24 protein-coding genes are annotated in these 25,707 nt (G+C 42.5%); 13 read left to right on the top strand and 11 right to left on the bottom strand.

Annotated features, from left to right (window positions below; translation table 11 throughout):
• Window positions 1-310: 310 nt before the first annotated feature.
• Both trhO and IEV61_RS05060 read right to left on the bottom strand, forming a co-directional pair.
• On the bottom strand, window positions 311-1,270 hold the full coding sequence (trhO, locus tag IEV61_RS05065) for an oxygen-dependent tRNA uridine(34) hydroxylase TrhO (protein WP_188414336.1): 960 nt from the start codon (window positions 1,268-1,270) through the stop codon (window positions 311-313).
• 162 nt (window positions 1,271-1,432) lie between these two features.
• Window positions 1,433-3,952 carry a DUF5686 and carboxypeptidase regulatory-like domain-containing protein gene (locus IEV61_RS05060; RefSeq protein WP_188414335.1) on the bottom strand — a complete coding sequence of 840 codons (2,520 nt, stop codon included), beginning with the start codon at window positions 3,950-3,952 and terminating at the stop codon, window positions 1,433-1,435.
• A gap of 130 nt (window positions 3,953-4,082) precedes the next feature.
• Between IEV61_RS05060 and kbl the strand changes: the two genes are divergently transcribed.
• The 6 genes from kbl to IEV61_RS05030 are packed head-to-tail and all read left to right on the top strand — an operon-like array spanning window position 4,083 to window position 8,057.
• Window positions 4,083-5,273 (top strand): glycine C-acetyltransferase, encoded by a 1,191-nt coding sequence (gene kbl, locus IEV61_RS05055; RefSeq protein WP_188414334.1) that lies wholly within the window; start codon window positions 4,083-4,085, stop codon window positions 5,271-5,273.
• A gap of 39 nt (window positions 5,274-5,312) precedes the next feature.
• Complete coding sequence (locus IEV61_RS05050; protein WP_188414333.1) at window positions 5,313-5,600, top strand: DUF6364 family protein; 288 nt, start codon at window positions 5,313-5,315, stop codon at window positions 5,598-5,600.
• Window positions 5,590-6,009 (top strand): type II toxin-antitoxin system VapC family toxin, encoded by a 420-nt coding sequence (locus IEV61_RS05045; protein WP_188414331.1) that lies wholly within the window; start codon window positions 5,590-5,592, stop codon window positions 6,007-6,009. Before IEV61_RS05050 ends, IEV61_RS05045 begins: the two co-directional genes overlap by 11 nt.
• Window positions 6,010-6,018: 9 nt before the next feature.
• A complete protein-coding gene (pheS, locus tag IEV61_RS05040; RefSeq protein ID WP_188414330.1) occupies window positions 6,019-7,053 on the top strand; it encodes a phenylalanine--tRNA ligase subunit alpha in 1,035 nt (344 codons plus the stop codon).
• Between the two features lie 2 nt (window positions 7,054-7,055).
• Window positions 7,056-7,469, top strand: coding sequence for a Rieske (2Fe-2S) protein (locus IEV61_RS05035; RefSeq protein ID WP_188414329.1), 414 nt, complete (start codon window positions 7,056-7,058; stop codon window positions 7,467-7,469).
• Window positions 7,470-7,472: 3 nt separating this feature from the next.
• Window positions 7,473-8,057 carry a TetR/AcrR family transcriptional regulator gene (locus IEV61_RS05030; protein ID WP_188414328.1) on the top strand — a complete coding sequence of 195 codons (585 nt, stop codon included), beginning with the start codon at window positions 7,473-7,475 and terminating at the stop codon, window positions 8,055-8,057.
• An 18-nt stretch (window positions 8,058-8,075) separates the two neighbouring features.
• On the opposite strand, the gene IEV61_RS05025 is transcribed toward IEV61_RS05030, so the two are convergent.
• A complete protein-coding gene (locus IEV61_RS05025) occupies window positions 8,076-9,113 on the bottom strand; it encodes an LLM class flavin-dependent oxidoreductase (protein ID WP_188414327.1) in 1,038 nt (345 codons plus the stop codon).
• A gap of 348 nt (window positions 9,114-9,461) precedes the next feature.
• Between IEV61_RS05025 and IEV61_RS05020 the strand changes: the two genes are divergently transcribed.
• Window positions 9,462-9,614: a hypothetical protein gene (locus IEV61_RS05020; protein WP_188414326.1), complete on the top strand. Its 153-nt coding sequence runs from the start codon at window positions 9,462-9,464 to the stop codon at window positions 9,612-9,614.
• 217 nt (window positions 9,615-9,831) lie between these two features.
• Here IEV61_RS05020 and IEV61_RS05015 read toward each other — a convergent pair whose 3' ends face one another.
• On the bottom strand, window positions 9,832-10,185 hold the full coding sequence (locus IEV61_RS05015) for a HesB/IscA family protein (RefSeq protein WP_188414325.1): 354 nt from the start codon (window positions 10,183-10,185) through the stop codon (window positions 9,832-9,834).
• Between the two features lie 96 nt (window positions 10,186-10,281).
• Between IEV61_RS05015 and IEV61_RS05010 the strand changes: the two genes are divergently transcribed.
• Window positions 10,282-10,812, top strand: a complete 531-nt coding sequence (locus IEV61_RS05010) for a DUF7935 family protein (protein ID WP_188414324.1) — start codon at window positions 10,282-10,284, stop codon at window positions 10,810-10,812.
• 455 nt (window positions 10,813-11,267) lie between these two features.
• The gene (gene dnaA, locus IEV61_RS05005) at window positions 11,268-12,695 is read left to right on the top strand and encodes a chromosomal replication initiator protein DnaA (RefSeq protein WP_188414322.1); all 1,428 of its coding nucleotides are present in this window, start codon (window positions 11,268-11,270) and stop codon (window positions 12,693-12,695) included.
• A 118-nt stretch (window positions 12,696-12,813) separates the two neighbouring features.
• Here dnaA and IEV61_RS05000 read toward each other — a convergent pair whose 3' ends face one another.
• From IEV61_RS05000 to IEV61_RS04975, 6 genes are all read right to left on the bottom strand, one after another.
• Window positions 12,814-13,344, bottom strand: a complete 531-nt coding sequence (locus IEV61_RS05000; protein WP_188414320.1) for a Uma2 family endonuclease — start codon at window positions 13,342-13,344, stop codon at window positions 12,814-12,816.
• Between the two features lie 62 nt (window positions 13,345-13,406).
• Window positions 13,407-13,955, bottom strand: coding sequence for an NUDIX hydrolase (locus tag IEV61_RS04995; RefSeq protein ID WP_188414318.1), 549 nt, complete (start codon window positions 13,953-13,955; stop codon window positions 13,407-13,409).
• On the bottom strand, window positions 13,948-14,358 hold the full coding sequence (locus tag IEV61_RS04990) for a hypothetical protein (RefSeq protein WP_188414316.1): 411 nt from the start codon (window positions 14,356-14,358) through the stop codon (window positions 13,948-13,950). The genes IEV61_RS04995 and IEV61_RS04990 overlap by 8 nt, the downstream gene beginning before the upstream one ends.
• 12 nt (window positions 14,359-14,370) lie before the next feature.
• Complete coding sequence (locus IEV61_RS04985; RefSeq protein ID WP_188414314.1) at window positions 14,371-15,171, bottom strand: TPM domain-containing protein; 801 nt, start codon at window positions 15,169-15,171, stop codon at window positions 14,371-14,373.
• A 13-nt stretch (window positions 15,172-15,184) separates the two neighbouring features.
• Window positions 15,185-15,619: a TPM domain-containing protein gene (locus IEV61_RS04980; protein ID WP_188414312.1), complete on the bottom strand. Its 435-nt coding sequence runs from the start codon at window positions 15,617-15,619 to the stop codon at window positions 15,185-15,187.
• A gap of 134 nt (window positions 15,620-15,753) precedes the next feature.
• The gene (locus IEV61_RS04975) at window positions 15,754-16,332 is read right to left on the bottom strand and encodes a LemA family protein (protein ID WP_188414310.1); all 579 of its coding nucleotides are present in this window, start codon (window positions 16,330-16,332) and stop codon (window positions 15,754-15,756) included.
• A gap of 133 nt (window positions 16,333-16,465) precedes the next feature.
• Between IEV61_RS04975 and IEV61_RS04970 the strand changes: the two genes are divergently transcribed.
• From IEV61_RS04970 to IEV61_RS04960, 3 genes are all read left to right on the top strand, one after another.
• The gene (locus IEV61_RS04970; protein WP_188414308.1) at window positions 16,466-18,769 is read left to right on the top strand and encodes a GH92 family glycosyl hydrolase; all 2,304 of its coding nucleotides are present in this window, start codon (window positions 16,466-16,468) and stop codon (window positions 18,767-18,769) included.
• A gap of 333 nt (window positions 18,770-19,102) precedes the next feature.
• A complete protein-coding gene (locus IEV61_RS04965) occupies window positions 19,103-21,202 on the top strand; it encodes an LruC domain-containing protein (RefSeq protein WP_188414306.1) in 2,100 nt (699 codons plus the stop codon).
• Between the two features lie 146 nt (window positions 21,203-21,348).
• Window positions 21,349-21,534, top strand: coding sequence for a CsbD family protein (locus IEV61_RS04960; RefSeq protein ID WP_188414304.1), 186 nt, complete (start codon window positions 21,349-21,351; stop codon window positions 21,532-21,534).
• A 199-nt stretch (window positions 21,535-21,733) separates the two neighbouring features.
• Here IEV61_RS04960 and IEV61_RS04955 read toward each other — a convergent pair whose 3' ends face one another.
• A complete protein-coding gene (locus tag IEV61_RS04955; RefSeq protein ID WP_188414302.1) occupies window positions 21,734-24,160 on the bottom strand; it encodes a TonB-dependent receptor in 2,427 nt (808 codons plus the stop codon).
• Window positions 24,161-24,371: 211 nt separating this feature from the next.
• Here IEV61_RS04955 and IEV61_RS04950 point away from each other — a divergent pair, with 211 nt between their 5' ends.
• Window positions 24,372-25,673: a zinc dependent phospholipase C family protein gene (locus tag IEV61_RS04950; RefSeq protein WP_188414300.1), complete on the top strand. Its 1,302-nt coding sequence runs from the start codon at window positions 24,372-24,374 to the stop codon at window positions 25,671-25,673.
• The last annotated feature ends 34 nt before the right edge of the window (window positions 25,674-25,707 follow it).

Here is a 25,707-nt window from a genome sequence, read left to right as displayed (position 1 = left end):
AACAGTCTACATCATCATTGATACCGTGGCATCAAGTAACTGGACAATAGAACTCCCCTTATTTATAGATTGGATAATGCCTCCTATAATCTATATCGCATTTACAAGTGTGCAATTTTTGTTGTTTAGAAGATACGTATCGCAAGTTAAAAATGTAATTCAGTAGTCTGAAGACTTCTGAAGCTTGACCTGTCTACTATACTTTAAAATAGCCCTATACCTATAAATAACAAAAGCGCCATTCGGCGCTTTTGTTATTTATAGACTTTTACAATTAATTGCTTTAAAGTAATGTCGTAGCTATATGCCGTTATTCTGCAACCTGCAGTTTACTTTTCTTCGTAATATTAACCGGTTGAGGCACTTTTACATAATAGCCGGTACCGTCATAAACACGCTTGCGTGGATGGCTTTGGCATTCGGTTGAGCAGGCGCCTTCCAGTTGAGTGCCGCATTCATCGCATTGCGTAAAGTGTTCGTTGCACTCAGGGTTGGCGCAGTTGATCATTTTATCGGTGTGCTTGCCACAGTTGCGGCAGGTAGATATTACTACCGGGTTAACCTGGTTCACATCAACCGTTAAACGATTGTCGAACACGTAGCATTTACCTTCAAAATCTTGTCCGCCGGCTTCTTTACCATATTTAATAATCCCACCGTGCAACTGGTATACATTCTCAAATCCTTCGTGTAAGAGCAATGCCGATGCTTTTTCGCACTTGATGCCGCCTGTGCAATAGGTAAGTATCTTTTTATCTTTAAACTTGGCCAGCTCGTTAATCTTCGATGGAAAATCGCGAAAGTTTTCAATATCCAGCGTTACTGCATTTTTAAACTTACCAACCGAGTGTTCATAGTTAGAACGCACATCCAGAATCACTACATCATCGCGGTCTTTCATAGCCAAAAACTCGGCTGGCTCCAGGTGCTTGCCGGTTTGCTTTTTAGGGTCTATGAGGTTAGGATCGCGCAGGCCCGAGTGTACAATTTCAGATTTGTAGCGGCAGTGAATCTTTACAAAAGATGGTTCGTCTACCTCGTCAATTTTGAAATCGGTATGGGCAAACCGCTCATCGGCATGCACCGTTTCCATGTAGGTTTTACAGGATTCTGCTGTGCCAGATACGGTACCGTTCAAGCCTTCTTCGGCTACAATGATACGGCCGGTTAAACCTAAGCTTTTACAAAATTTTAGATGGTCGGCCGCAAATTGCTCCGCATCGGTTATTGTTGAATAACAATAATACAGTAGGGTGTTATACTTTGCCATAAAAACATTGATACTGCTTCAAACAGCGTTTAATGAGTGGCAAAGATAAGGCTTTGAAAAATGATGTGCAAATAAGCAGATATGAGGATGTGCAAATGAAGAGATTGCTTTAATCGAAGGTTATTTTGGTCATTTGCACATCTACTCATTTGCACATCATTCTTATCTCAAGCCGTAAAATATCCTGAAGCCTTGTATAGCCTTGTGGCCACCATCGAAAGATATACCGTAATCTACCCTGAAAATAAAGCGTTGTACCCCTATATAGAATTCAGAATAGTTACCCTTAACCGGCTGAATAAGCGTGTTGTTGCCTACGCCCGAATAGGTGCTGTGCTGCGCTTGGGTAAGGTAGTTGGCACCCACAACTTCTTCTAATTTCAGTTTACGGATGAATGGTATTTTGCTCAGGAAGTTACCGGCAAAGTTATGCTCGTAGTGTGCCTCAAGGAAAGACCTGTCGGTGCTGTAAGCATAAAAAGGCAGGAAGTGAAAGCTGCCGATAGTTGGATTAAATACCGTTCCCTGGTTACCAAAAAAATGGTTATAATCCATAAAGTAGAGGCTGCGATGGTTAAGGAAAGTACCGGCCGTAATTTTAAAAGCAGAGAATCCAGCCAGGCCAACCTGCATATGGTCATCAAAAACATCGAGTGAAGTAAAGTCATAATTCACATCCGAACCTAAGATGCCGCTTACTCCTTTACGGTAATTTAAGCGTATTTTGGGATATTTTGATGGTTCGATATACCGACCATCGGGGCGGGTAATGTATTGCTGGCGGAAAGTATAGGTAAGTGAGGCTTTAATGGTTAAAGCCTGATTAGTTGGAAATAACTGTGACTCAACCGTAGGTGGGTTTGCCAATGGATTATTAGCAGTATAGGTCTTTTCCTTGTTATCAAAAGCATGATTGAACGAGGTGTTATACAATTGCTCACGCTCTGCATAAGAAGCCTGTGTGTTCAACAACAGTCCGTTAACAAGTTCGCGCTGCCAGGCAACTACACCAAAGCGGGTACGGTATAACTTAACGTAGTTATTTTCATAAAACAGGGTACTCAATGTGTTGAAAAATAGCGACCGGGTGCCCGCATTGTTCAGGTCGAGGATATCGCTGCCAAACCTGGCCGATAGTACCGACTGTGTTTTAGGGTCGTAATTATAAGTAAAACCCAGGTTGGCGTTCAGCATTTTTGCCGCAAAGCCATAACGTAATTCAGGTGTAACGGAGAACGACTGCCCGTTATCAAAACCCTTAATGTAATGCACTTTTGCATCAATACCATAGCCTTCTACTGTGTTGTAAAATACGGTTTGCAGGAAAGGGTTAAGGTATAATGATTGCCGTGTTTTTCGGTCGTAAAACTGGTGACCAAAGATGAGGTAAGAAAGCGACACCGGGTTAAAATCATTCTGCGCCCGGTTAAGCGAATCAAGATAGCGTGGGGTGTTTTGTATTTTGGCTAAACTATCCTTTTTAATGTAATCTGCCTCCTCAACATTAGTTAAAGGTACGGGGCGGTTACTGTTCCAGTAACGCATGTTTTTAGCGTTGGCCTGCGTATCTATGCGCATTACTTCGCCATCAAAATAGCCTTTTTTAAAGCCCGGGTTTAAATTGTAATTGTTGTAAACGGCCAGGTAATAACCTTTAAATTTAAAGCCAAGCACATCGCCACCAAAATTAAATAATGATGAAGTGGGTAGCCAAACGCTGTCAGTTATAGGGATGTACTGCTGGCTAATATTCAGGGTATCTACAAGGTTAATATTCGCATCCTTATTAGTAAGATATAGGTCAACCCCGTAAATGCGCCAGTCGCCCTCAACTACATAAACATTACCCTGGTATACGGCCTCGTTACTACGTTTAGGAATTACCTGTATCTTATCTATCTGGCGTCCGCTTTTTACAGAACGGCCTATTAATTTATAATTATAAAAGGAGTTGGCATTTTCGGCAAAAGGCGATACAAATGCACGCGCGCTTAGTCCCTGAATTTCAAAATTGTTTTGGTAAAAGTTGATCTGCAAATCCGATGCCTTATTGTAGCTAAAGGCCGTGTTTTGTCCCGCAGTTTTAGAAGCGATCATAACCTCTTTAATATGATCCGGACTCTTATAGTTATACTCAGAGATAGATTCTGACTGATAAAGTATTCCCTTTCCGCTGGCATCCAGTTGTAAGGCACGGGCCACGTTCTTATTCATGAGCGATTTTGGTGCACTTACCAACCGCTGTACGCCTTTCACAAATACAGCGCAAGAGTACTCGTTCACTTGGTTAAGGTAATACTCGCGTTTGCCAATAACCTTTTTCATAATATCCACAGCCGGGTCGGTTTCGTTACCGGTACCTGCTTCACCCTGTAATACAAAGGGTTCATTCATCAGCGTAATGTTACGCTCTTGGTTACTACTTGTTAGGGTTATCTTTTCAGTGTGCTCCAAATAGCCCACGTAGCGGTATACCACCGTGTAGGTGCCGGCCTGTAATTTAAACTCGTATTCGCCCTCTTCATTTGCTGTAGTACCATAGGTGGTATTACGTATATAAATGGACGCAAATGATACCGGAACATTCTTTTCGTCGACAATTTTACCTGATAAACGATAAGTTTGGGCAGATACCTGCGCGGCAACGGCAATAAAAAATAAGAATAGTAAACGTGCTTTCATGATGGGGAATGTATATGTATATAGCATTAGTAGCCAAAATGTTTGTTTACACAGCAATTATTTCTTAGCTATGACTTCATGAGGGCTTAATGTTTGATAATGCTTACTTTTGCACTCTAAACAATAAGCCATGTATAATACCTTAAAACCGGTTTTACAGCAAGAGTTAGCTGACATTGAAAGCGCCGGCCTATATAAGAAAGAACGCGTGATCATTTCTCCGCAAGGAGCGGATATTGAAGTTTTGGGCGGACAGGAAGTTGTGAACTTTTGTGCCAACAACTACCTGGGCTTGTCGTCGCATCCGCAAGTAATTGAGGCGGCCAAGGCAGCAATTGATGCACACGGTTACGGCTTATCATCGGTTCGCTTTATTTGTGGAACGCAGGACATTCACAAAGAATTGGAGAAAAAGCTTTCGGAGTTTTTGGGTACCGAAGATACCATACTTTACGCCGCAGCTTTTGATGCCAACGGGGGTGTATTTGAGCCGCTTTTTAACGAGCAGGACGCTATTATATCAGACGAGTTGAACCATGCATCTATTATTGATGGCATACGCCTGTGCAAAGCACAGCGTCACCGTTATAAGCACGATGATATGGCCGATTTGGAAGGAAAGCTTAAAGCTACGCAAGAATTGCGTCACCGTATTATTGTGACCGACGGTGCTTTTTCTATGGACGGCACCATTGCACAGTTAGATAAGATTTGCGACCTGGCCGACAAATACAATGCCCTGGTCATGATAGATGAATGCCACTGCTCGGGCTTTTTAGGCAAAACCGGCCGTGGTACACATGAGCACCATAATGTAATGGGCAGGGTTGATATCATAACCGGTACTTTAGGCAAAGCTTTGGGCGGTGCCTCAGGTGGTTTTACAGCAGCCCGTCAAGAAATTGTAGATATTCTACGTCAGCGATCACGCCCTTACCTGTTCTCTAATACGCTGGCTCCTTCTATAGTCGGAGCATCTATAGCTGTGTTAGATATGTTAAGCGAGGCTACCACTTTACGCGATAAGTTGGAAAGCAACACCCTATACTTTCGCGAAAAAATGACCGAAGCGGGCTTCGACATCAAACCGGGCGTACATCCTATTGTGCCCGTAATGCTGTACGACGCAAAACTGTCGCAGCAGTTTGCTGCCCGCATGTTAGAAGAAGGTATTTATGTAATTGGCTTTTACTACCCGGTGGTACCACAAGGTAAAGCGCGCATTCGTGTGCAAATATCTGCCGCTCATGAGCAACACCATTTGGATAAGGCTATTACGGCATTTATTAAAGTAGGTAAGGAGTTAGGGGTAATTAAATAAAGGCTTAATTTAATTATATTTGTGTAAAGGAGTTACGTTATGACAGCAATTCAGATTACTTTAAACTTAGAGAAGGATACTGCTGAGAAGATAAAAGAGTACGTTGCAAAGCAACAACTAAATTTGAATGTCTTATTGGAAAATCATTTAAGAGATATAGTAAGTCAAAATAATATACCTGATATAGAAGAAAAGAAGTTTGACTTGAAAAACAGGGAAATTTCCCCTGAGATATTAGCTTTAACCGGTATTATTAAGGGGGATTATACAGACGAGGATGTTGATAATATGAAATATGAGTATTTGAAGGAGAAGCATGGCCTCTAAGCGTTCGTTTGTTGACAGTGATGTTATATTAGACTTATTTCTCGAACGTCAACCTTTCTACCAATTTAGTCAAACATTACTTAATTCATCAAATCAGGGCGAATATTCTTTATATACTTCAGCATTGGTTATTGCTAATGTGCACTACTTTTTAAATAAATCTTTAAGAGATAAAAGCATTGCTAAGAAGCAAATAGAATTGCTTACTCATTTTATCAGCATTTTACCCGTAGGTAATGAAGATATTCAAGCAGCTATTAATAGTTCAGGTAATGATTTCGAAGATAGCATACAAATCCATGTAGCGCAGAAGCACAATTGCGATTATATTATTACCCGCAACACAAAAGACTATAAACACGCTGATATTCCGGTATTAACCGCCGAACAATTTTTACAAACATTATAACCCCGCATTATGCAGGAGCAAATAGATCAATATACTACCGAAGTAGAAGCTTTTAACCCGGCCAATGCCGATGAACTGGAAACTTTCCGTATAAAGTTTTTAGGTACTAAAGGACTTGTAAAAGACCTGTTCGAGCAATTTAAGAGCACTACGCCCGAGGAGAAACGCACTTTAGGCAAAGTGCTTAACCAGTTTAAACAACTGGCCGAAGGTAAATACCAGCTATTGAAGGAGCACTTTGATGCACAAATTACCACTGCTACAGCCCAACAAGACCTAACCCTGCCGGGCGAAGGTTTTGCCGTAGGCTCGCGCCATCCATTGTCGCTGGTACGTAACGAGATCATTGATATTTTTAAACGTTTGGGATTTGTGGTGGCTGAGGGACCAGAAATTGAAGACGACTGGCATAACTTCTCGGCCTTAAATTTTCCGGAAGAACACCCTGCGCGCGATATGCAGGATACTTTCTTTATTACCAAAGATGGCGGAAAAGATAGCATTGCATTACGTACACATACGTCATCGGTACAGGTACGCATGATGGAAAGTGGCAAGCCGCCGTTCCGGGCTATTATGCCGGGTCGTGTTTACCGTAATGAGGCTATATCGGCCCGTGCACATTGCTTTTTTCACCAGGTAGAAGGATTATATGTTGATGAGAACGTATCATTTGCCGATTTGAAACAAACCTTGTATCACTTCGTGCAGGAACTGTACGGCGAGGGTACTAAAGTACGTTTCCGCCCGTCTTACTTCCCATTCACCGAGCCATCGGCCGAAATGGATATCTCTTGTACCATTTGCAAAGGCGCCGGCTGTAATATGTGTAAATACAGCGGTTATGTAGAAATATTAGGCTGTGGTATGGTTGATCCTAATGTATTGGAGAATTGCGGTATAGATAGTAAGAAATATACAGGCTTTGCCTTTGGGATGGGTATTGAGCGTATTACTAACTTAAAATATGTGATACGCGATCTGCGTTTGTTCTCGGAAAACGACGTGCGCTTCCTCAAGCAGTTTAAAACCGATATTGTATAAGCATGAATAAATGGTATTGCCTTTTGCTGGTGTTGGTTGGTTTAGGCTGCGGAAAAGGCGATAACAGTTATGTACCCAGCGTGAGCGTGAATTTTCAGGCTCCGCTTGCCGACCCTAAATTAATTAAGCTAAACAGCGTGGGCGGCTCGGTTATTATTAGCGGTTACGGCGTTGCAGGATTAATTATTTACCGGTCAGGCGCATCATCGTATGTAGCATTTGACCGTTGCAGCAGTTACCAGCCAGAAAAACGCTGCGCTGTTACTATTGATGATACCGGTTTAACCGCTACGGATCCCTGTAGCGCGGCTAAGTTCTTATTAAGCGATGGATCGCCGGTCAAAGCGCCTGCTACGCGCTCATTGAAGCCATATAGTGTATATGTTAATAATTTTAACATATTTGTATCTAATTGATACATGGAAGCCGATAAAATAAGAGAAAGCATTAAACGCTCGTCGCAGGAGTTGTTTCGCAAATTCGGTTACCATAAAACCAGTGTTAACGAGATTGCCAAAAAAACCAAGATAGCCAAAGCTACTATCTATAAATACTTTGACAGCAAGGAGGCTATTTTACACTCTTTGTTAATGGATTATATACAGGTTAGCGTAGATGAATTGATCCACACTGATACGCCCGACCTGGATGAGGAAGCGCATCTGAGTAACCTCATCATGAAAACCTGTCGCTTATCTTATACCGTGTGTAATGAGTTCATCGGCTGGGATTTTATCCGTGAATCTACCAACTCGCAAGAGTTTCTGCGTAATCTATCTAATGAGTTAGAAGATTTGTTGGTTAGTTCATTTACCACTTTAAGTGGTATCCGCAAACATGAAAGCTACCAGCAACGCATCAGGTTCCTGATCAAGTGCAGCAAAAACATTGTATTTAGCTTTGCGTTTACCTCGGTGAGCGACAGCGATGTGCGCAAAAATTTCGTATCGTTTCAAAAAGAAATACTGCCTTACCTGGTAAAAGCAGCTATTACCATAAATTGAGTACGGCAATAGTATGCTTTATATTAATCTTTGTTTCCTTAAAAGCGGCGCTACCTGGGTGCCCAGTAGGGTGATAGCATTCATCAACTTTTCGTGTGATAGTTTGGCATTGTCCATTTGAAAGGTAACACGATCTATACCACCCAATGCTTCGCTGTGACGCAAGATCTTTTCAGCAACGTCTTCGGGTCCGCCAACTAATAACGCACCTAACGGACTAGCCTGTGCGTCAAACTGCTGACGTGTAACCGGCGGCCAGCCACGTTCGCGACCTATTTTGGTAAAGGTTTCGGCATAGCCGGGATAGAATTCTTCTACAGCTTCTTCGGTGGTATTGCCTACATAGCCTAAGGAGTGTAAGCCAACCTTTAACTGTCCGGGTAAGTGCCCGGCACGTTTTCCGGCTTCGCGGTATAAATCAACCAACTGGCGGAACCGGTGTGTTTGTCCGCCAATAATGGCCACCATTAATGGTAAGCCCAGCGTACCTGCCCTTACAAATGATTCGGGCGTGCCGCCTACGCCTAACCATACCGGTAGTTTGGGCTGTAACGGGCGTGGATAAATAGCCTGCGCATTCAGGGGGGCTCTAAACTTGCCCGACCAGGTTACGATTTCCTCATCTCGAATGCTTAGTAACAAGTCAAGCTTTTCGGTAAATAACTCATCGTAATTTTGCAGGTTTAAGCCAAACAGCGGGAAAGCTTCTGTGAACGAACCACGGCCAACCACCATCTCAGCGCGCCCCCTGGAAATGAGGTCTAAAGTAGCGAAGTTTTGAAATGCACGAACCGGATCAATAGCGCTGAGCACAGTTACCGCACTTGTTAAGCGTATATTTTGGGTACGTGCAGCTGCGGCAGCCAAAATAACAGCCGGAGCCGAATCTAAAAACTCCTTACGGTGATGTTCGCCAATGCCGAATATGTCCAGCCCAACTTTATCGGCCAGTTCTATTCTATCCAGCAAACGGCCCAAGGCATCGGCACTGCCGGTAATAGTGTGCTCATCCTGTTCTACATAGGCTGCTGCAAAGCTGTCAATTCCAATTTCCATCTTTATTATTACACTCCTGTTATTTTAAAAGTTAAGCTCAGTTAAAGCCGTTGATTGCTGTTGTTTGTTCGGGAGCAAAGTACGCTTAATTGAATAAAATTAAATTTGACATTTGTCAATAAATAGATTATCAGGCACTTATTTGTGGTTGAAAGGGAATGGAAATGTTTGAGAAGGATGTTATATTATTTATTTTTCAATTTAAGTAATCCTAACTCCCGCAAACGTGGTTTAATTGGCACATAAATTATATTAATTGCAATAATTAAAATATTGTATATTAAGCCAATATTTATTACGTAATTTGTATTAATTAATCATAAAGATTAACAATTTAATACATCTACTATGAAAGCAATATCACCAAGTAACCTTAGCCCGCAAAATGTGGAGCCAAGGAATAATGATAACAATTTGTATTTAGTAGCTATGCTTATTACTGCGGTTTTATTATTCGGAGTAGCTTACTACGACCAGGTTTTATCGCATTTTATACGCTAATCTTACTAAGCTTTTAAAACTTCGTTTAGTTTAACGTCTTAGGTTTTTGCTTTGAAGTGGGCAATTAATTTAGATCGTTTATTCAAACGCTTTGTTGGAAAAGTATATTTAATTATTAAATAGATTCAAAAGAATCGTTAAGCAGGTATTTAAAGCCTGCATAAAAAAAGCAGCCTTGGGTTTTACAAGGCTGCTTTTTTTATGTGTATTAAGATTATTAAACGGAAAAGGAAGAACCGCAGCCGCATGAACTGGCAGCGTTGGGATTGTTAAATACAAATCCACGAGAGTTTAAGCCGTCTTGAAAATCTATTTGCATGCCGGCCAGGTACATGCCATGTGCCTTGTGCATATATACCTTAATGCCATCGATCATGAATATCTTGTCGCCTTCTTTCATCTGGTCAAAACCCAGCACATAGCTCATTCCCGAACAGCCACCACCTTCAACGCCAACGCGCAGGCCAAAGTCATCGCTCAGTTCTTGCTGATCTTTCAATTTTATAAGTTCTCTTGCAGCACCTTCGGTAAAAGTTACCGGTGCAGGTGCAGTATCAACCGCTGTGCTCATGTTATTTTTAATTTAGCTAAGACAAATATAAGTTAAAATGCAGATTTTTGCAGCAGCCTCATTATTTATGACGGTGTTGTAACATAAAAAAACTGTATGGTTCTTTACAATATACTGATCGATATTTTAAAATTTACCGTTGCTGGTATTGGCGTGGTTTGGGTAGCGTTCTACCTGTTTAAACCTTACATGGATAAGAACGAACGTTTGCAGATATTGGAACTTAAAAGATCCGCCGATAATCAAACTTTGCCGCTGCGCTTGCAAGCTTATGAGCGAGTGGTTTTATTTATTGAACGTATTAATCCGTCAAGCCTGCTGGTGCGTTTAAACGGTGCAGGTTTTTCTGCTGCCGATTTGCACCACCAAGCCGTTCAGGAAGTTAATGGAGAATATCAGCACAATATTACGCAACAGGTTTATGTGAGCAGCCGGGCCTGGGCCGTTATTCGCCGCTTAAAAGACGATACCGTAAACCTGCTCAACAGCACATTGCGCAGCCTGCCCGAAAACGCTTCAGGGCTGGATTTTAGCCGCGCTTTGCTTACCCACCTCAGCCAGATGGAAAACAATCCTTATGATACTGCAGCCAGCATGATCAGGAAAGATCTGGAAGAATTATTTTAACCCACCTCAACTGTAACAAGAACGCTACATGCCAAATAAATGTGCAATGTTATGTACAGTAAAGTACAGACGGTGTACACTGCGTTTTAACTTTTAGTTAGTGCGTTTGAATGGTAAAATATTATTTTACGCAGTTTCAATTGTTTAGCTTATGGATATTGGTTAAAACGGGAATATGGCTTAAGTCTTGATGTAAGTGGATGCAAAGCCAATGTTTAGCTTATATTTGCACCGCCGGAAATTGATAGTTTTCTACGATGCATTAAGCGATATTCTTTTAAAATTAGTATAGTTATATTAATAAGAAAATTGTGGTATAGCATAAAAAATAACGTGTACAAACTTCAAATTTTATTTTTTAATCCGCTTTTTTTTTGAATATTCGATGTTCCGTGGCGGCGCCGAATAAAGTTAAGCTCGGGTTTGGAAATCAGCTTTTTATCTTTAATTGTTATATGGAAAAAACTTGTACTAGTGTTTGGAATAGCTGTTTGCAGATTGTTAAAGATAACATCCCAACCCAGAGCTTTAAAACTTGGTTCGAGCCTATCAAGGCATTGAGGTTGGATGGCAGCGTGCTAACCATACAGGTACCAAGTTTATTTTTTTACGAATGGCTGGAAGAACATTACGTTGGACTGCTTCGTAAAACCATTAAAAAGCAGTTAGGCGATGAAGGCCGGCTGGAGTACAACATTGTGGTAGAACAATCATCATCCAATAAGCCTTTCACTACCAATATGCCCTCTAACGGCAATGGTGCTGAGGCTAAAAACCAGAGTATGCCGATTCCTATTTCCTTAAATAAGGATATTAAGAATCCGTTTGTTATACCAGGTTTAAAAAAATTACATGTAGATCCGCAGTTAAATCAGAATTATACTTTTGAAAACTTTGTGGAGGGCGATTGTAATCGTTTAGCCCGTTCGGCCGGTTATGCCGTGGCTGCTAAACCGGGCGGTACCTCATTTAACCCGCTCATGATCTACGGTGCGGTAGGTTTAGGTAAAACTCACCTGGCCCAGGCCATTGGTAACGAAATCAAGCGCACTTTGCCAGACAAGTTGGTGCTTTATGTGTCGTGCGAAAAATTTACACAACAGTTTGTTGACGCGCTAAAGCATAATAACATTAACGACTTCGTAAACTTTTACCAGGCCATTGATGTGCTCATTATGGATGATGTACACAACTTTGCCGGTAAAGAAAAAACACAGGATTTCTTTTTCCATATTTTTAACCACCTGCACCAGTCGGGCCGCCAGCTGATCATTACCTCAGATAAGGCGCCTAAAGATCTGTCGGGCTTAGAAGAACGTTTATTGTCCCGTTTTAAATGGGGCTTATCTGCCGATCTGCAAACGCCTGATCTGGAGCATCGTATGGCTATCCTCAAAAACAAAACTTATCAGGATGGTATTGAGCTGCCTGATGATGTGATTGAGTATGTAGCCCATAACATTGACAATAATATTCGTGAGCTGGAAGGTGCTATGGTATCTTTACTGGCACAATCAACACTGATGCGCCGGGAGATAGACTTGAACCTGGCTAAATCCATGCTGAAGAACTTTGTTAAACATTCGGTGAAAGAAATTTCTATCGAGTATATACAAAGCCTGGTATGCGAATACTTTGAGGTACCGGTTGATATGGTAAAATCACAAACCCGCAAACGCGAAATTGTGCAGGCTCGCCAAATTTCTATGTACCTGGCCAAAGCCCATACCAAGAGCTCGTTAAAATCAATAGGTAACTTCTTTGGTGGCCGCGATCACTCTACGGTGATATATGCCTGCCAAACGGTTGAAGATTTAATTGATACCGATAAGAAATTTAAAAGCTACGTTGCAGACATACAGAAGAAGCTGAAAATGTCGTAATTCAAAATTGTCCTTTTACTAACCAATTATAAATCAAGAGCCCTGCCATATGTGCAGGGCTTTTCCTATTTAAAATATCGTTGTCAACAGATCAAAATGCTGTAATTGAGATAAATGATCAGAAATTGATGTTAAGATCAAGTTGAGTGATCAGGAGTTTTCCACTTTCGATGGTCGGCAGAGCTGTATACTTGTGCTCATTAAGCAAGTAATGCCACACTTGCCTGGTTTCCGGGTCTATAATGATGTATTCAGGTACCTGATTGCGCTCGTATAGTTCTAATTCCTGTTTTGATCCGTGGCTCTTATTAGTAGATAAAATCTCAATAATCAGGTCGGGAGCACCGATAATGCCATTTCGCTCAATAATAGATAATCTTTCTTTTTTTATAAAAAGAATGTCTGGTTGTACTACGTTAGTTTGGTCATCTAAATATACATCACAAGGAGCTACAAAAGCTTCACCTAAGACATTATCTTCAATGAACGTTTGGATTCTTGCAAAGAGTTTTCCTAATAATCTTTGGTGATAGGTGGTAGGTGACGGCGACATATAAAGCGTGTTGTCAATTACTTCACACAATGTTCCCTCTGGAAGCATATTGAATACCTCCATGGCAGTACGCGGTATATCGAGTATGTGTTTCATGACAATACTAATATAAGTATAATTGCTAAAATCTAAAAAAGTTTAACAATGAACTTATGCTATTAAAACGCTCCCAATTTCATTAAAGCGTAGAATAGCGTGCTTACATGTAACGCCTGTGTGATCTTGTTACCAGCCAACAATTGCTTTACCTCTTCTATAGTATATTCTTCTACCTCAATTTGCTCTTGCTCATCCAAATGCTGGCCTTGTACCTTTTTGCCGCCACGGCCTAAGTAGCAATGGGTAATGTTATTGCCGGTAGATGGGTTTGCACGAAGTTTACAAAGCGGTTCCAGTTCATCAAATTGATAGCCGGTTTCTTCCAGCAACTCGCGTTTCATGCCAGCCTCGGGTAATTCGCCAGGCTCAATAACGCCACCGGGAATTTCTAATGACACCACACCTGCCGCGTGGCGGTACTGGCGCACCATAATAATCTTGTTATCCTCCGTTAAGGCAACGGCATTGGCCCAGTCAGGGTATTCCAGTACGTAATAGGAGGGTACTATACGGCCATCGGGCATTAAGCACCTATCGGTGCGCAAAGTTGCCCAGGGGCCTTTATGAATATATTCAGAACTGAGAACCTGCCACTTTAATTCAGCCATGGTGCTTTTGAATGTATTGTTGAATAAAATTGCGTTTGCTCAGGTTGTCGAACGATTGCTGATGATGTTGCTGTTCAAGCATATCGTAAATAACCAGTACTTTTTGCAGTTGTGTTAGCGTTTCGGTATCAGCAGTCAAGGGTTCCTGGTCATGATTGATCATTTGAGCCAAAGCATTCAGCTTCGCCGCGTTAAAGTTCTTATACTCCAGCCATTGTTTAAAGGATTCGGGAGTAGAGGAAAGTAGTTCTTCCCGGGTTAGCCCAAACTCATCAACCAGCGCATGCGTGTATAACTGCTCAGCCTCTTCTTCGTGCCCGGCTTGGCTTTTAAGGCCAAGCAGCTTAGCTATTAAGCGGGCCAGGCGCTCGGCTTCGTTCAGGAGAAAATCTTTTTGGTACATGGCTGCGCTTTATTACCAGCTGCCGCTGCTTCCGCCGCCGCCGCTGCTTCCACCACCGAAACCGCCAAAGCCGCCGCCACCGCCGCCACCAAAACCTCCGCCGCCGCCGAAGCCACCACCACCTCCGCGACCGCTTCCGCCAAGCATGCTGCCTGCTAAAAACCACCAAAAAGGACTTGCACCACCGCGCCTGCCTATGATTTGGCCGCCACCGCCGCCGCCACCTTTGCTTACAAAGATGATGATCACGATGATAATGATGATGATTACCACGCCAGAACCTCCTCCGCCGCCATCACGGTCATTGCGTTTTTTAGCTTTTGGGTCGGCTTTAAACTCGCCCTTGGTAAATTTGATAACATCATCAGTAGCCTGATCAAGGCCGGCAAAGTAGTTACCTGCTTTAAAATTAGGCTTAATATCCTGCTGAATAATTTGCTGCGTGGCTGCATCCGTTAGCGCGCCTTCTACGCCGTAGCCTGTTTGTATGGTAACTTTACGGTCGCCAATGGCCGCTAATATAAGTACACCATTGTTTTTACCTTTTTGGCCAATACCCCACTCGCGTATGAGTTGCGTGCCATACTGGGCAATGTCATAATCGCCAACCGATTTAATAAGTACTACGGCCACTTGGGTAGAGGTAGAATCGTTAAAGGCAACCAGCTTGTTTTCGAGCTGTTGCTTTTCATCGGCCGAAAGCGAGTTGGTATAATCGGTAACGAGCGTAGTTGATTTAGGCGGAAACTGCTGTGCTAAGGCCATCATGCTGATGAGCATTAAATTGAGCAGGAACACGGTTCTTTTAAGCATCTTGATATGTAAGTTATTCGCCATCCATGAAGGCAATGTCGTCTGATAGTTCGTTCCGGTCACCGGTTAAAATGGGGAAATATCGCTGCAGTTGCTTACCAGCCTTTTCAATTCCGGTTACCAGCCCCTGTATCAAATTGCCTTCTTTGAAACACTGTAGCATGGCTTCCTTGGTTTTATCCCAAAAATCTGCCGGAACCAATTGATTGATGCCCGAATCGCCGATGATGGCAAACTTACGATCGTTAGCGGCCAGGTATATAAGCACACCGTTGCGCAGTTGGGTTTTCTCCATCTCCAGTTTAAAAAAATAGGTGGCCGCACGGTCTAAAGGCTCTTCTGAACAGGTTTTTTCCACACAAATCCTGATCTCGCCCGAGGTATTCTTCTCGGCCCGCTCAATGGCTTGCCTTATGCGCTGCTGCTCTTCGTCGTTAAATAATGCCATGGGTTTATTAATGAGTGAATGAGTGAGGGTTTAAATGAGTGAATGTAAGGGAAGGATTTAAGTGAGTGTAAAAGGGCTAATTAGCCCCTATACTTACTCACTCATTCGCTCATTCAATAATTCACTCATTGTCTTTAGAATTCAACTTTAGGTGCATTTTTAGCAGCTGCATCGGCCTCGAAGTAACCTTTGGTGGTAAAGCCAAACATTTTTGCGGTTAAGTTAGCCGGGAAAGCACGTATCTTGCTGTTATAAGCTTGTACTGAAGTATTAAAATCCATACGGGCTACGCTGATGCGGTTCTCGGTGCCTTCTAACTGCGCTTGTAAAGCGGTAAAGTTATCGTTGGCGCGCAGGGTAGGGTAGTTTTCGGTAACGCTTAATAAACGGCCTAAAGCAGTGCTTAATTCACCTTGTGCCTGTTGGTATTTTTGAATAGTTTCAGGTGTAAGTTTAGAGGCATCTACCTGTACAGATGTAGCTTTGGCACGGGCTTCTGTTACTGCAGTTAAGGTTCCTTTTTCAAAGTTGGCTACACCTTTTACGGTTGCTACCAAATTGGGTATCAAATCGGCACGGCGCTGGTACTGGCTTTGTACCGCTCCCCATTTGGCTTTGGTATCTTCATCAAGTTGGGTAATGTTGTTATAGCTGCAAGAGCTAAAACTCATGGCTACCATAATAAACAGGATGGCTGAAAATAAATTTTTCATCTTTGGTCTTAAGTTTTTGATTAAAGTTGAACTTTGGTAATTAGATTACAAACGTTGTACCGTTGTTACAGTTTTTACCATTAATGCCAATATGGCAATTATGTTTGATATAGCGTTTTTATAGTAGTTAAAAATGAAGAATAGTTATCTGCCTTTTACTTTTTTGTTAATAATTAGCGGTTTAGCCAATGCGCAAACCAAACCTGCCGAAAAACTGGTGCCTTATGTAAAGCCTATCATAGGCACCCAACGTATGGGCCACACCTACCCGGGTGCTACTGTTCCGTTTGGGATGGTGCAGTTGAGCCCCGAAACTGATAGTGTAGGGTACGAGCTTAACGGCAAGTATAACCCTAAAGTGTATGAGTACTGCGCCGGTTACCAGTATGAAGACAAAACCATAACCGGCTTTAGCCATACCCATTTTAGCGGCACCGGCCACTCCGACCTGGGCGATTTTTTAGTGATGCCCACAGTTGGTGCGCTCAGATTAAATCCCGGTACGGCTGATAAGCCCGGTAGTGGTTACCGCTCCCGGTTTTCTCACCAAAACGAGGTAAGCCAGGCCAATTACTATAAAGTTAAGCTCGACGATTATAACATACAGGCCGAAATGACCACCAGTACACGCGTTGGCTTTCACCAGTATATCTTTCCTAAAGCAGATGATGCGCATATTGTGCTCGACTTAACAGCCGGTATTTATAATTATCCCGATAAAAACGTTTGGACCTATATACGCGTGGTTAACGATACGTTGGTAACCGGTTACCGCCAAACCAATGGATGGGCCAAAAACAGGGTGCTGTACTTTGCCATGCGTTTTTCTAAGCCCTTTATTTCGCATGGTTTCCGTAATGAATCTACCAAGGAGGTTTACCGCGGTTTTTGGGGTAAATTTAATCAGAACCGGAACTTTCCCGAAATTTCGGGACAACGGATCAAAGCTTATTTCGATTTTAAGACCACCGAGGGCGAAAAGGTGAAGATAAAAATGGCGCTATCGCCCGTGAGTATGGAAGGTGCCTTAGCCAATATGCAGGCGGAAGTACCGGGCTGGGATTTTGAAAAGGTAAAGGCCGACGGGCAACAGCAGTGGGAAAGCGAATTGCACAAGATCGTGATCCAAACCAACAACAAGGCCACTAAGGAGAACTTTTATACGGCCATGTACCATACATTGATCAATCCTACCATTTATATGGATGCGGATGGTAAATACAAGGGATTGGATCAGAATGTTCACCAGGCTAACGGCTTTACTAATTATACCACCTTCTCATTATGGGATACCTACCGCGCCTTACATCCCCTGTTCAACATTATTGATCCGGCGCGTAATAACGATATGGTGAAAAGTATGCTGGCCCATTTTGAGCAAAGTCCCGAGCACATGTTACCCGTATGGTCAAACTCAGGTAACGAAAATTGGTGCATGTCGGGTTACCATAGCGTATCAGTTATTGCCGATGCCATTATTAAAGGTAATGCCGCCGGTATAGATGCCAACAAGGCCTTAGATGCCTGCGTAACCACTGCGCGCCAACGCAACTATGAAGGCATAGGTTTTTATATAGATATGGGGTATATTCCTGATGAAAGGAATGGCACATCGGTATCGAGCACGTTAGAGTATGCTTATGATGACTGGACCATTGCGCAATTAGCCAAAAAGCTGGGCAGGCAGGATATTTACGAGGAATTTTATAAACGCTCACAAAATTATAAGAACGTGTATGATAAGGCGTCTGGATTTATGCGGCCGCGTTTAGCCAATGGCACATTCAGGCCAAAGTTTGACCCATTGACCACTATAGGCCAGGGCTTTATTGAAGGCAACGCCTGGAACTATACACTGTTTGCACCTCAAGATCCTAAAGGATTAATTGAATTGATGGGCGGCAATAAACGCTTTGTACCTTACCTCGATTCGCTTTTCACCATGCATTTGCCAGATAAGTTTTTTGAGGAAACAGAAGATATTACCCGCGATGGCATTATTGGTAATTATGTGCATGGTAACGAGCCATCTCACCACTTAGCCTATCTCTATAACTGGACCAACCAGCCTTGGAAAACCCAGGAGCGCGTGCGGATGATACTCCCCAAAATGTACAAACCCACCCCCGATGGTCTTGGAGGTAATGATGATACCGGCCAAATGAGCGCCTGGTTTATTTTTACCAACCTGGGCTTTTACCCAGTGGCGCCCGGCAGTGATGCCTACGCCTTGGGAAGCCCGGCCATTGACGGTGCTACTATTCAGCTACCCGGTGGAAAAGCATTTACCGTAACCGTGAAAAACCAAGCTGAGAAAAATGTATATGTGCAAAAGGTTCTTTTAAATGGCAAATTGTTAAATAGCTTGTCAATTACCCATGCCGATATTATGAATGGTGGTAACCTTACTTTCTATATGAGCAGCAAACATCGGTAATAAGTAATTTGCGGTATGCAAAGCCTCCTTAGCACAAGTACTGCTAAGGAGGCTTTTTGCGTTTTATGCAAAATATTAAGATAAATGTTAGCTTCGAGGCAGGGGTGATCTGCTATTGAATGCTTAAGAGAGTTTAATGGTTGTTAATTAATAAGCTCCATTATTAACCAATAATTACTACCTGCTTATTGGGGAGCAAATTGGCTATTATTTTATAGCTATGGGGAATAGCCACCACAAAAATTCCACAAGGGCTAACCTAAAAAGCTGCTTTGCCGTATAAAAGCGTGTTGGAACAGCATTTGCCTATTCACAAACATATTAAACAAATTTATGAAACACCTTTTTACATGTGCCTTAATGGCTGGCGTAGTAGCGCTCTCAGCTTGCAAAAAAGATTCTATGCAGCAAACAGAAGAGCCAACCACTACTACCGCCAATAAGATTGCTCCTGACGGATTCAACTTTTCAACCACAAAAAATGTTAGTTTAAACTTAACGCTGCGTGCTAATAATAACGATGCCTTAGCCGGTGTAGTAGTTAGCGTATACCTTCCCAATACCGAAAGCCCTATTTTTAAAGGTATCACCAATTCAAGCGGTGTTTTACAAGGTAGCATTGTGGTGCCAACATCGGCTGCCAAATTAGTTATCGATCCGGCTTATGTTGGTTTGATGCGCAATGCCGAAGCTGCAATCTCTGGTAGCAATGCTGTTACTGCTACCATTGGCGGTAAAGATGGTTTCAGCGGCGATATTATTCCTCAAGAAGTTACCGTATCTACAACTGGTGGAACTACCATGTCTTCAAAATCAACATCAGCATTTGGCGACCCTACGTTTTCTTATCCGAGCCCTTACGGTTCGTCATCTTCTGCAGTAGTAAATAGTACTGCTTATCCTTTCAAATTAGGTCGTCCGGTTTATTTGGAGGCTACTCCTGATAACATCGACGCTTCATTACTTTCATACGTAAATGCATCATTGCCAGAAGGCAGCCAGTTGCCAAATACTCACCCCGAGTATTTAACCACCAGTGCGGTTCCTAACCTGAATATTACTGCTACCTCTGATGTTTGGATCACATTCGTATCTGAAGGAGCAAGTTTCATGAATACCCTGGCTTTTTATACTTACCCAACCGGAAGCGCACCTACAAGTGTATTTGACATTGATAATGCTACGCTTGTTTTTCCTAATGCCTCTGCTTACGGCTCAAGCGGTGGCTTAAAACCTGGCGACAAAGTAAAGATAGGCCGCTTCAGTGCCGGTACCTCTATCGGTTTCGTTTTAATTCAAAATGCATGGACAGGTAGTGGCGTACAAACAGGCAGTGCTAAATTTTATTCAGATTACAGACTTAACCCTGAATCAACTACGGCTAAAAAGAAACATACCGTTACCCTATATGACGATGTACACAAATTGTTCCTTATCGGCTTTGAAGACATTAACAGGGACAGTAATTCTGACCACGACTTTAATGACCTGGTAGTATATGCAAGCTCAAATCCGGTTACTGCTATATCACCAGTTGGTGTACCTACCATTGATAAAGGTGGCGACACCGATGGCGATGGCGTTCAAGATGAGCAAGATGAATTTCCTAACGATGCTTCTAAAGCTTATTTAAGCTACTTTCCTTCACAAACAGGTTATGGCAGCATTGCGTTTGAAGATAACTGGCCTAAAAAAGGCGACTTTGACCTGAACGATTTAGTGGTAAATTACCGTTTAACTTTAACCAGTAACGCTCAAAACCAAATTGTTGAATTAAAAGGCGATTTCACACCATTAGCTTCAGGTGCCTCATTCCACAACGGTTTCGGTGTTCAGTTACCAATTGCAGCATCATCTGTTAGCTCGGTTACCGGCCAGCAATTCATCAGCAACTATATTACCCTGGCAAGCAACGGTGTTGAAGCCGGCCAATCAAAAGCAGTAATTATTCCTTTTGATAACCACGAGGCTTTAGTGAAAAACCCTGATGGTGCCTACTTTATCAATACCTTAATGACTAAAGATAAGGTAACTGCCAAAACAGCAACGGTTGTTGTGAAATTTGCTTCACCTATCGCAGCTGCATCATTGCCAATGTCGGGCTGCAATCCATTCCTGATCAGCGATATGCGCCGCGGATACGAAATTCACTTACCTGGTTTTGCACCAACTGATAAAGCTACAAGCAGCTTGTTCGGTAAAGATGATGACGCTTCTGTAGTAAGCAGTGGTAAAACTTACCTTTCTAAAGAAAACTACCCTTGGGCCATCAGCTTCTTCAGCGAGTACAAATACCCAATCGAATTGCAGGCAGTAGATAAAGCCTACCCTCACTTTGCTGAGTGGGCTACCTCGGGCGGTAACTTATTCCCAGATTGGTATAGCAATACAGGTACAGGTTTTAGAGATAACTCTAAAATATACAGCAAATAATTTTTTAGATAGATACCCATTATATTTAGCATGGCTGCCTCTTTTGAGGCAGCCTTTTTTATGTATAGCTATTTGCTCCTGTATATGGTTTGTAAAACCAAACCCATAATGTGTTGTTATTATTACACATTTAAACAGATACCATTATGGATAAGTTAGAAATAAAAGGAGGCTGGAACGAGCTGAAAGGTAAAATTAAACAAGCCTATGCCGACCTTACCGACGATGATTTGAAACACGAAGAAGGCCAGGACGATGAATTGTTGGGCAAGCTTCAGCAAAAAACCGGCAAAGGCCGCGATGAGTTGGTTAAATGGATCAACAGTTTATAATACAATAACTAAGGCCGGTATTCCGGCCTTAGTTATTAAAAAGAAAAGTTAAAACAACGGTCCAAGTAAATAATTGTCCCTAAGTCCCTAAGTCCCTAAGTCCCTAAGTCCCTAAGTCCCTAAGTCCCTAAGTCCCTAAGTCCCTAAGTCCCTAAGTCCCTAAGTCCCTAAGTCCCTAAGTCCCTAAGTCCCTAAGTCCCTAATTGCTGCTGCTCTTGTCGTCGTTGTTAATGTTTCGTTTGTTCTTTTTGATGTCGCTGCTCAGGCCGCCAAACTTGTAACTGAAACTGATATTGAAGGTGCGGTAGATCTGGTAAGAGGTGTTCGACTGGTAAAAGTCTGGCGTGTCAGAATATTGCGTAAAGGCAAATGTTTTTTGATAAGGGTTATTTACCACCAAGGTTATGGTAGCGTTCTTATTCAAAAATGATTTACTGCCGCTTAACGAGGAATACACATAATCGTTAGAACTTCCCTGCAACAAAATATAACGCCGGTTATACCCACCAGATGCCCCGAACGACCATGTGTCTGCCGGTTTATAAGTAACGTTGGCAAATGTATTGGTACGTATGCCCCTGTTGCTGTAGAAGCGGCCGTTGTAAGGGCCGGTTACCCAAACATAAAATAACCCACTATAAAAATTCAGATTCAATTTATTATTGAAGGCATAATTACCGCTAACATTCCAACGCAGTATTTTTACCGTACCCACGTTATCATACGTGTTGGTAGATACACCATTGGCCACGCTTAATACCTGTACAATGCTGTTGCCGGTGTACATATAACTTATTTTATTACTCAATGTGCCTTTACCTGTTTTAGTATGGGTTAACTCAAATAGCTGGCTGGTTACCGGCCGCAGGTTGGGATTGCCGGTAGATATATACTGCACGTTGGTACGGTCTACAAATGGGTTAAGCTGCTGTATATAAGGCCGTTCTAAGCGGCTGGTATAGCCAAACGTAATACTTTGATTGTTAGGTAAGCTGCGCATGGCCGATACCGATGGTACCAGGTTGGTATAATTCATCATGAGCGGTGTATTGTTGGTAATAAAGTTGGCATCAATACGGGTATGCTCCAAACGCGCGCCTGCTTTAAAGGTGTATTTGCTTAATTTAAGCTGGTAAGAGTTGTACAAGCTGTACACATCCTGGTGATATTTAAAATCGTTGCGGCGGGTAGGGTCGTCTGTGTAGCCGTTAGCAAGCAATTGCTGGCCCGATGCTTCGCTGAAATTGCTTCTTAAAATAGCTTTGGCTCCGCCTTCAATAGTAAGTTGGTTAACCGGGTGTACATAATCTAACTGAAAGGTATGTTCTCTGGCGCCGGCATCATTTTTTTGGTTGTAATCGGGGTTGCTAAAATTAACCCGGTTAACGGCATTTACATTGCTGTTTTGCCCGTTTAGGTAATAAGAATACCTGTACGATGCCGTGAGCAACTGATCTTTTTTATGTTTAAAACCCAGTTGGTAATTAAGCCCTGCATCAATACCCTGCCAGTTCATGCCTCCATTACTCAATAGCAAATACGATTGCTGGGTTGTGGTGTAAAACTGTGTGTTGCGGCTAAATTCTTGTTTAAATTTACCCAGGCTGTAATTAATATTGGCCGTTAGCAGGTTAAGCGTGTCAAGTTCGTAACTCATTTCGCCGCCGCCATATAAATAATTACCACCGTTGGCCATAGAAACCTGTTGCTTAAAGAGGGAAGTAGGTACATCGGGCTGTTGGGCAGTAAAAGTTTGCCTGAAATTATCGGCAGTAACACGAGTGGTAGTTTGCCTGCCTGTTCCAAAAAAGGCCGATGCCCCAAATTTATTGTTCTTAATAGTGCCGGTTCCGCTTATGCTTGGCCCGTAAGGGTAACTGTAACGCGTACTTAAAGTTCCATTATAACCATCGGCCGTTTTTTTGAAAGTAATAATATTGATAATACCTGCTAAACCTTCGCTATCATACTTAGAGGGTGGTGTAGTTATCACTTCAATTTTTTGAATGGTATTGGCCGGCATGGAGCGCAGCACATCTTTAGGACTGTTGGCCAGTAAGGCCGATGGTTTACCGTTAATAAATATGCGGTAACTGCCACTGCCTTGCAGTTGAATATTGTCATCGCCGTCAACACTTAGGAGGGGTACTCGGCGCATCATATCCATGGCGGTCAAAGCCTTGCTGTCCGGATCGGCCTGCACATCATAACTCAGGCGGTCAATTTCCTGTTTTACCAAAGGGCGCGAAGCGCTGATGGCTACTTCTTTTAATTGGCTTGATGAGGTTGCCAGCGTTAGTGTGCCTAAGTCAATAACCGGGTGTGCACTGGTGCTAAATGCAGGTACGGTAATAGTTTTAGATTGATAGCCCACCGCAATTAACATTAACTGGTAGCTCTTAACTGGTAGCTGACTTAGCTCAAAGCTTCCATCGGTTTTGGTTAAACTGCTTTTGATTACCTGTTGCGTTACAGAATCTTTTAATGATAGCGTAATATAGCTTAAAGGCTTGTTTGTAGCCGAATCAATGACCAACCCCTTAACGGTGGCAGGGCCTGTAATGGGTTGCGATAGGGCAAAAAAGGCCATGCACCCGCAAATTGCAGTGAGTATTAGTTTCTTCATGATGGTTGAGGCTAAGTTTTTAGCTTGCTGCGTTAAGCTGTTTTAATGCTCAAAAGCGACTGTTTAATTGTTATATACCCTACAAGACGTGTTAATGCTGCCTGCGTTGCATCAAAGTCGTATTTTGCTTAAATAGTAGGGCCAGAGTGCCTCATAATCAAACACATTATTTAAATTGGTGTTGTGTATGTTACATCGAACTTAATACTACATGCCGTTTCTGAAGAATATATTTAAAAGTTGCTTTTTCCTGTTGTTAATTAGTTGTTTGCCGTTGACCGGGCAGTGTTTCTCTATCCTTGCTCATGAAGCCATTGTTGATGCAGAATGGGATATTACTTTAAAACCTTTGCTCCTGAAAAAGTACCCTGGTGCAACCCTTGATGATTTAATTAAGGCGCACTCTTATACCTACGGCGGTAGCCTGGTAGCCGATATTGGCTACATGCCCGGTGGCGATGCTTATTTTACCGATCTATTGCATTATGTACGTAGCGGTGATTTTATCATTAATTTATTAAATGAGGCCAATAGCTTGAACGAGTATGCCTTTGCATTGGGTGCCTTATCGCATTACATGGCCGATAAGTATGGCCACAGCATGGCTACCAACGTTACCGTACCCGAACTGTACCCTAAGCTTAAGCAGAAGTTTGGTAATGTTGTTACTTACGAAAACGATCATACTTCGCACAGTCGCATGGAGTTTGCCTACGATGCCGTACAAGTTGGCCGCAGTAATTACGCCTCGGTGGCTTATCATGATTTTATTGGCTTTAACATTGCAACTCCAGTATTGGAAAAAGCTTTTTTTAAAACTTACGGACAACAGTTGAACGTGATCTTTAAAAACTTTGACGCAAGTATATCAATGATGCGCTGGGGGGTAAAAAATCTTTTTCCGGCGCTTACCAAAAAGGCTTGGAGAGCAAAAAGGAGAGAGATCAGACAAGCTAACGGCAATGCAAAGGTGCGTAGTTTTAAATATAAGATGAGCCGCCGCATGTATAACAAAGAGTTTTCGGGTAAGCGCAATAAGCCCGACTTTAAAGCCCGGGCATTGGCTTTCCTGGTTAAGGTAATGCCCAAGATAGGGCCGCTGAAAAACTTGAAGTTTGTGTACCCAGGCGTAGAAGGAGAAAAGCGGTTTACGCAGGTTTTTGATACCATTATACAAAAGTATGCCATAGCTTCCAGGCAATGGGATGCACAAACATTAACGTTAAACGATATTAATTTAGATACAGGTGAACCGCTTGGTTACGGCGATTACCACCTGGCTGATAATACTTATTGCAAACTGGTACTTAATTTGCAAAAAGAGGGTTTTGCCTGCCTTACGCCGGTTTTAAAAGAGCATTTGGTGAAATATTTTGATGGCGCTTTACTGCACGAAACTTATAAAGAGAACCCCGAAGATGAAGCCGAAATGCAACTGGCATTGCAGCAAATGCGCAATTACAAGCCTCTGCCGGCCAAAGATATAAGCGTTACAGCTAGTACCGTGAAATAATAAATCCCATGCCTTGAGGAGCATAGGATTTATA

The organism is Mucilaginibacter galii (assembly GCF_014635825.1).
Lineage (GTDB): Bacteria > Bacteroidota > Bacteroidia > Sphingobacteriales > Sphingobacteriaceae > Mucilaginibacter > Mucilaginibacter galii.
Note: the sequence above shows the minus strand (reverse complement) of the source record. Positions and strands in the feature narration are given on the sequence as shown.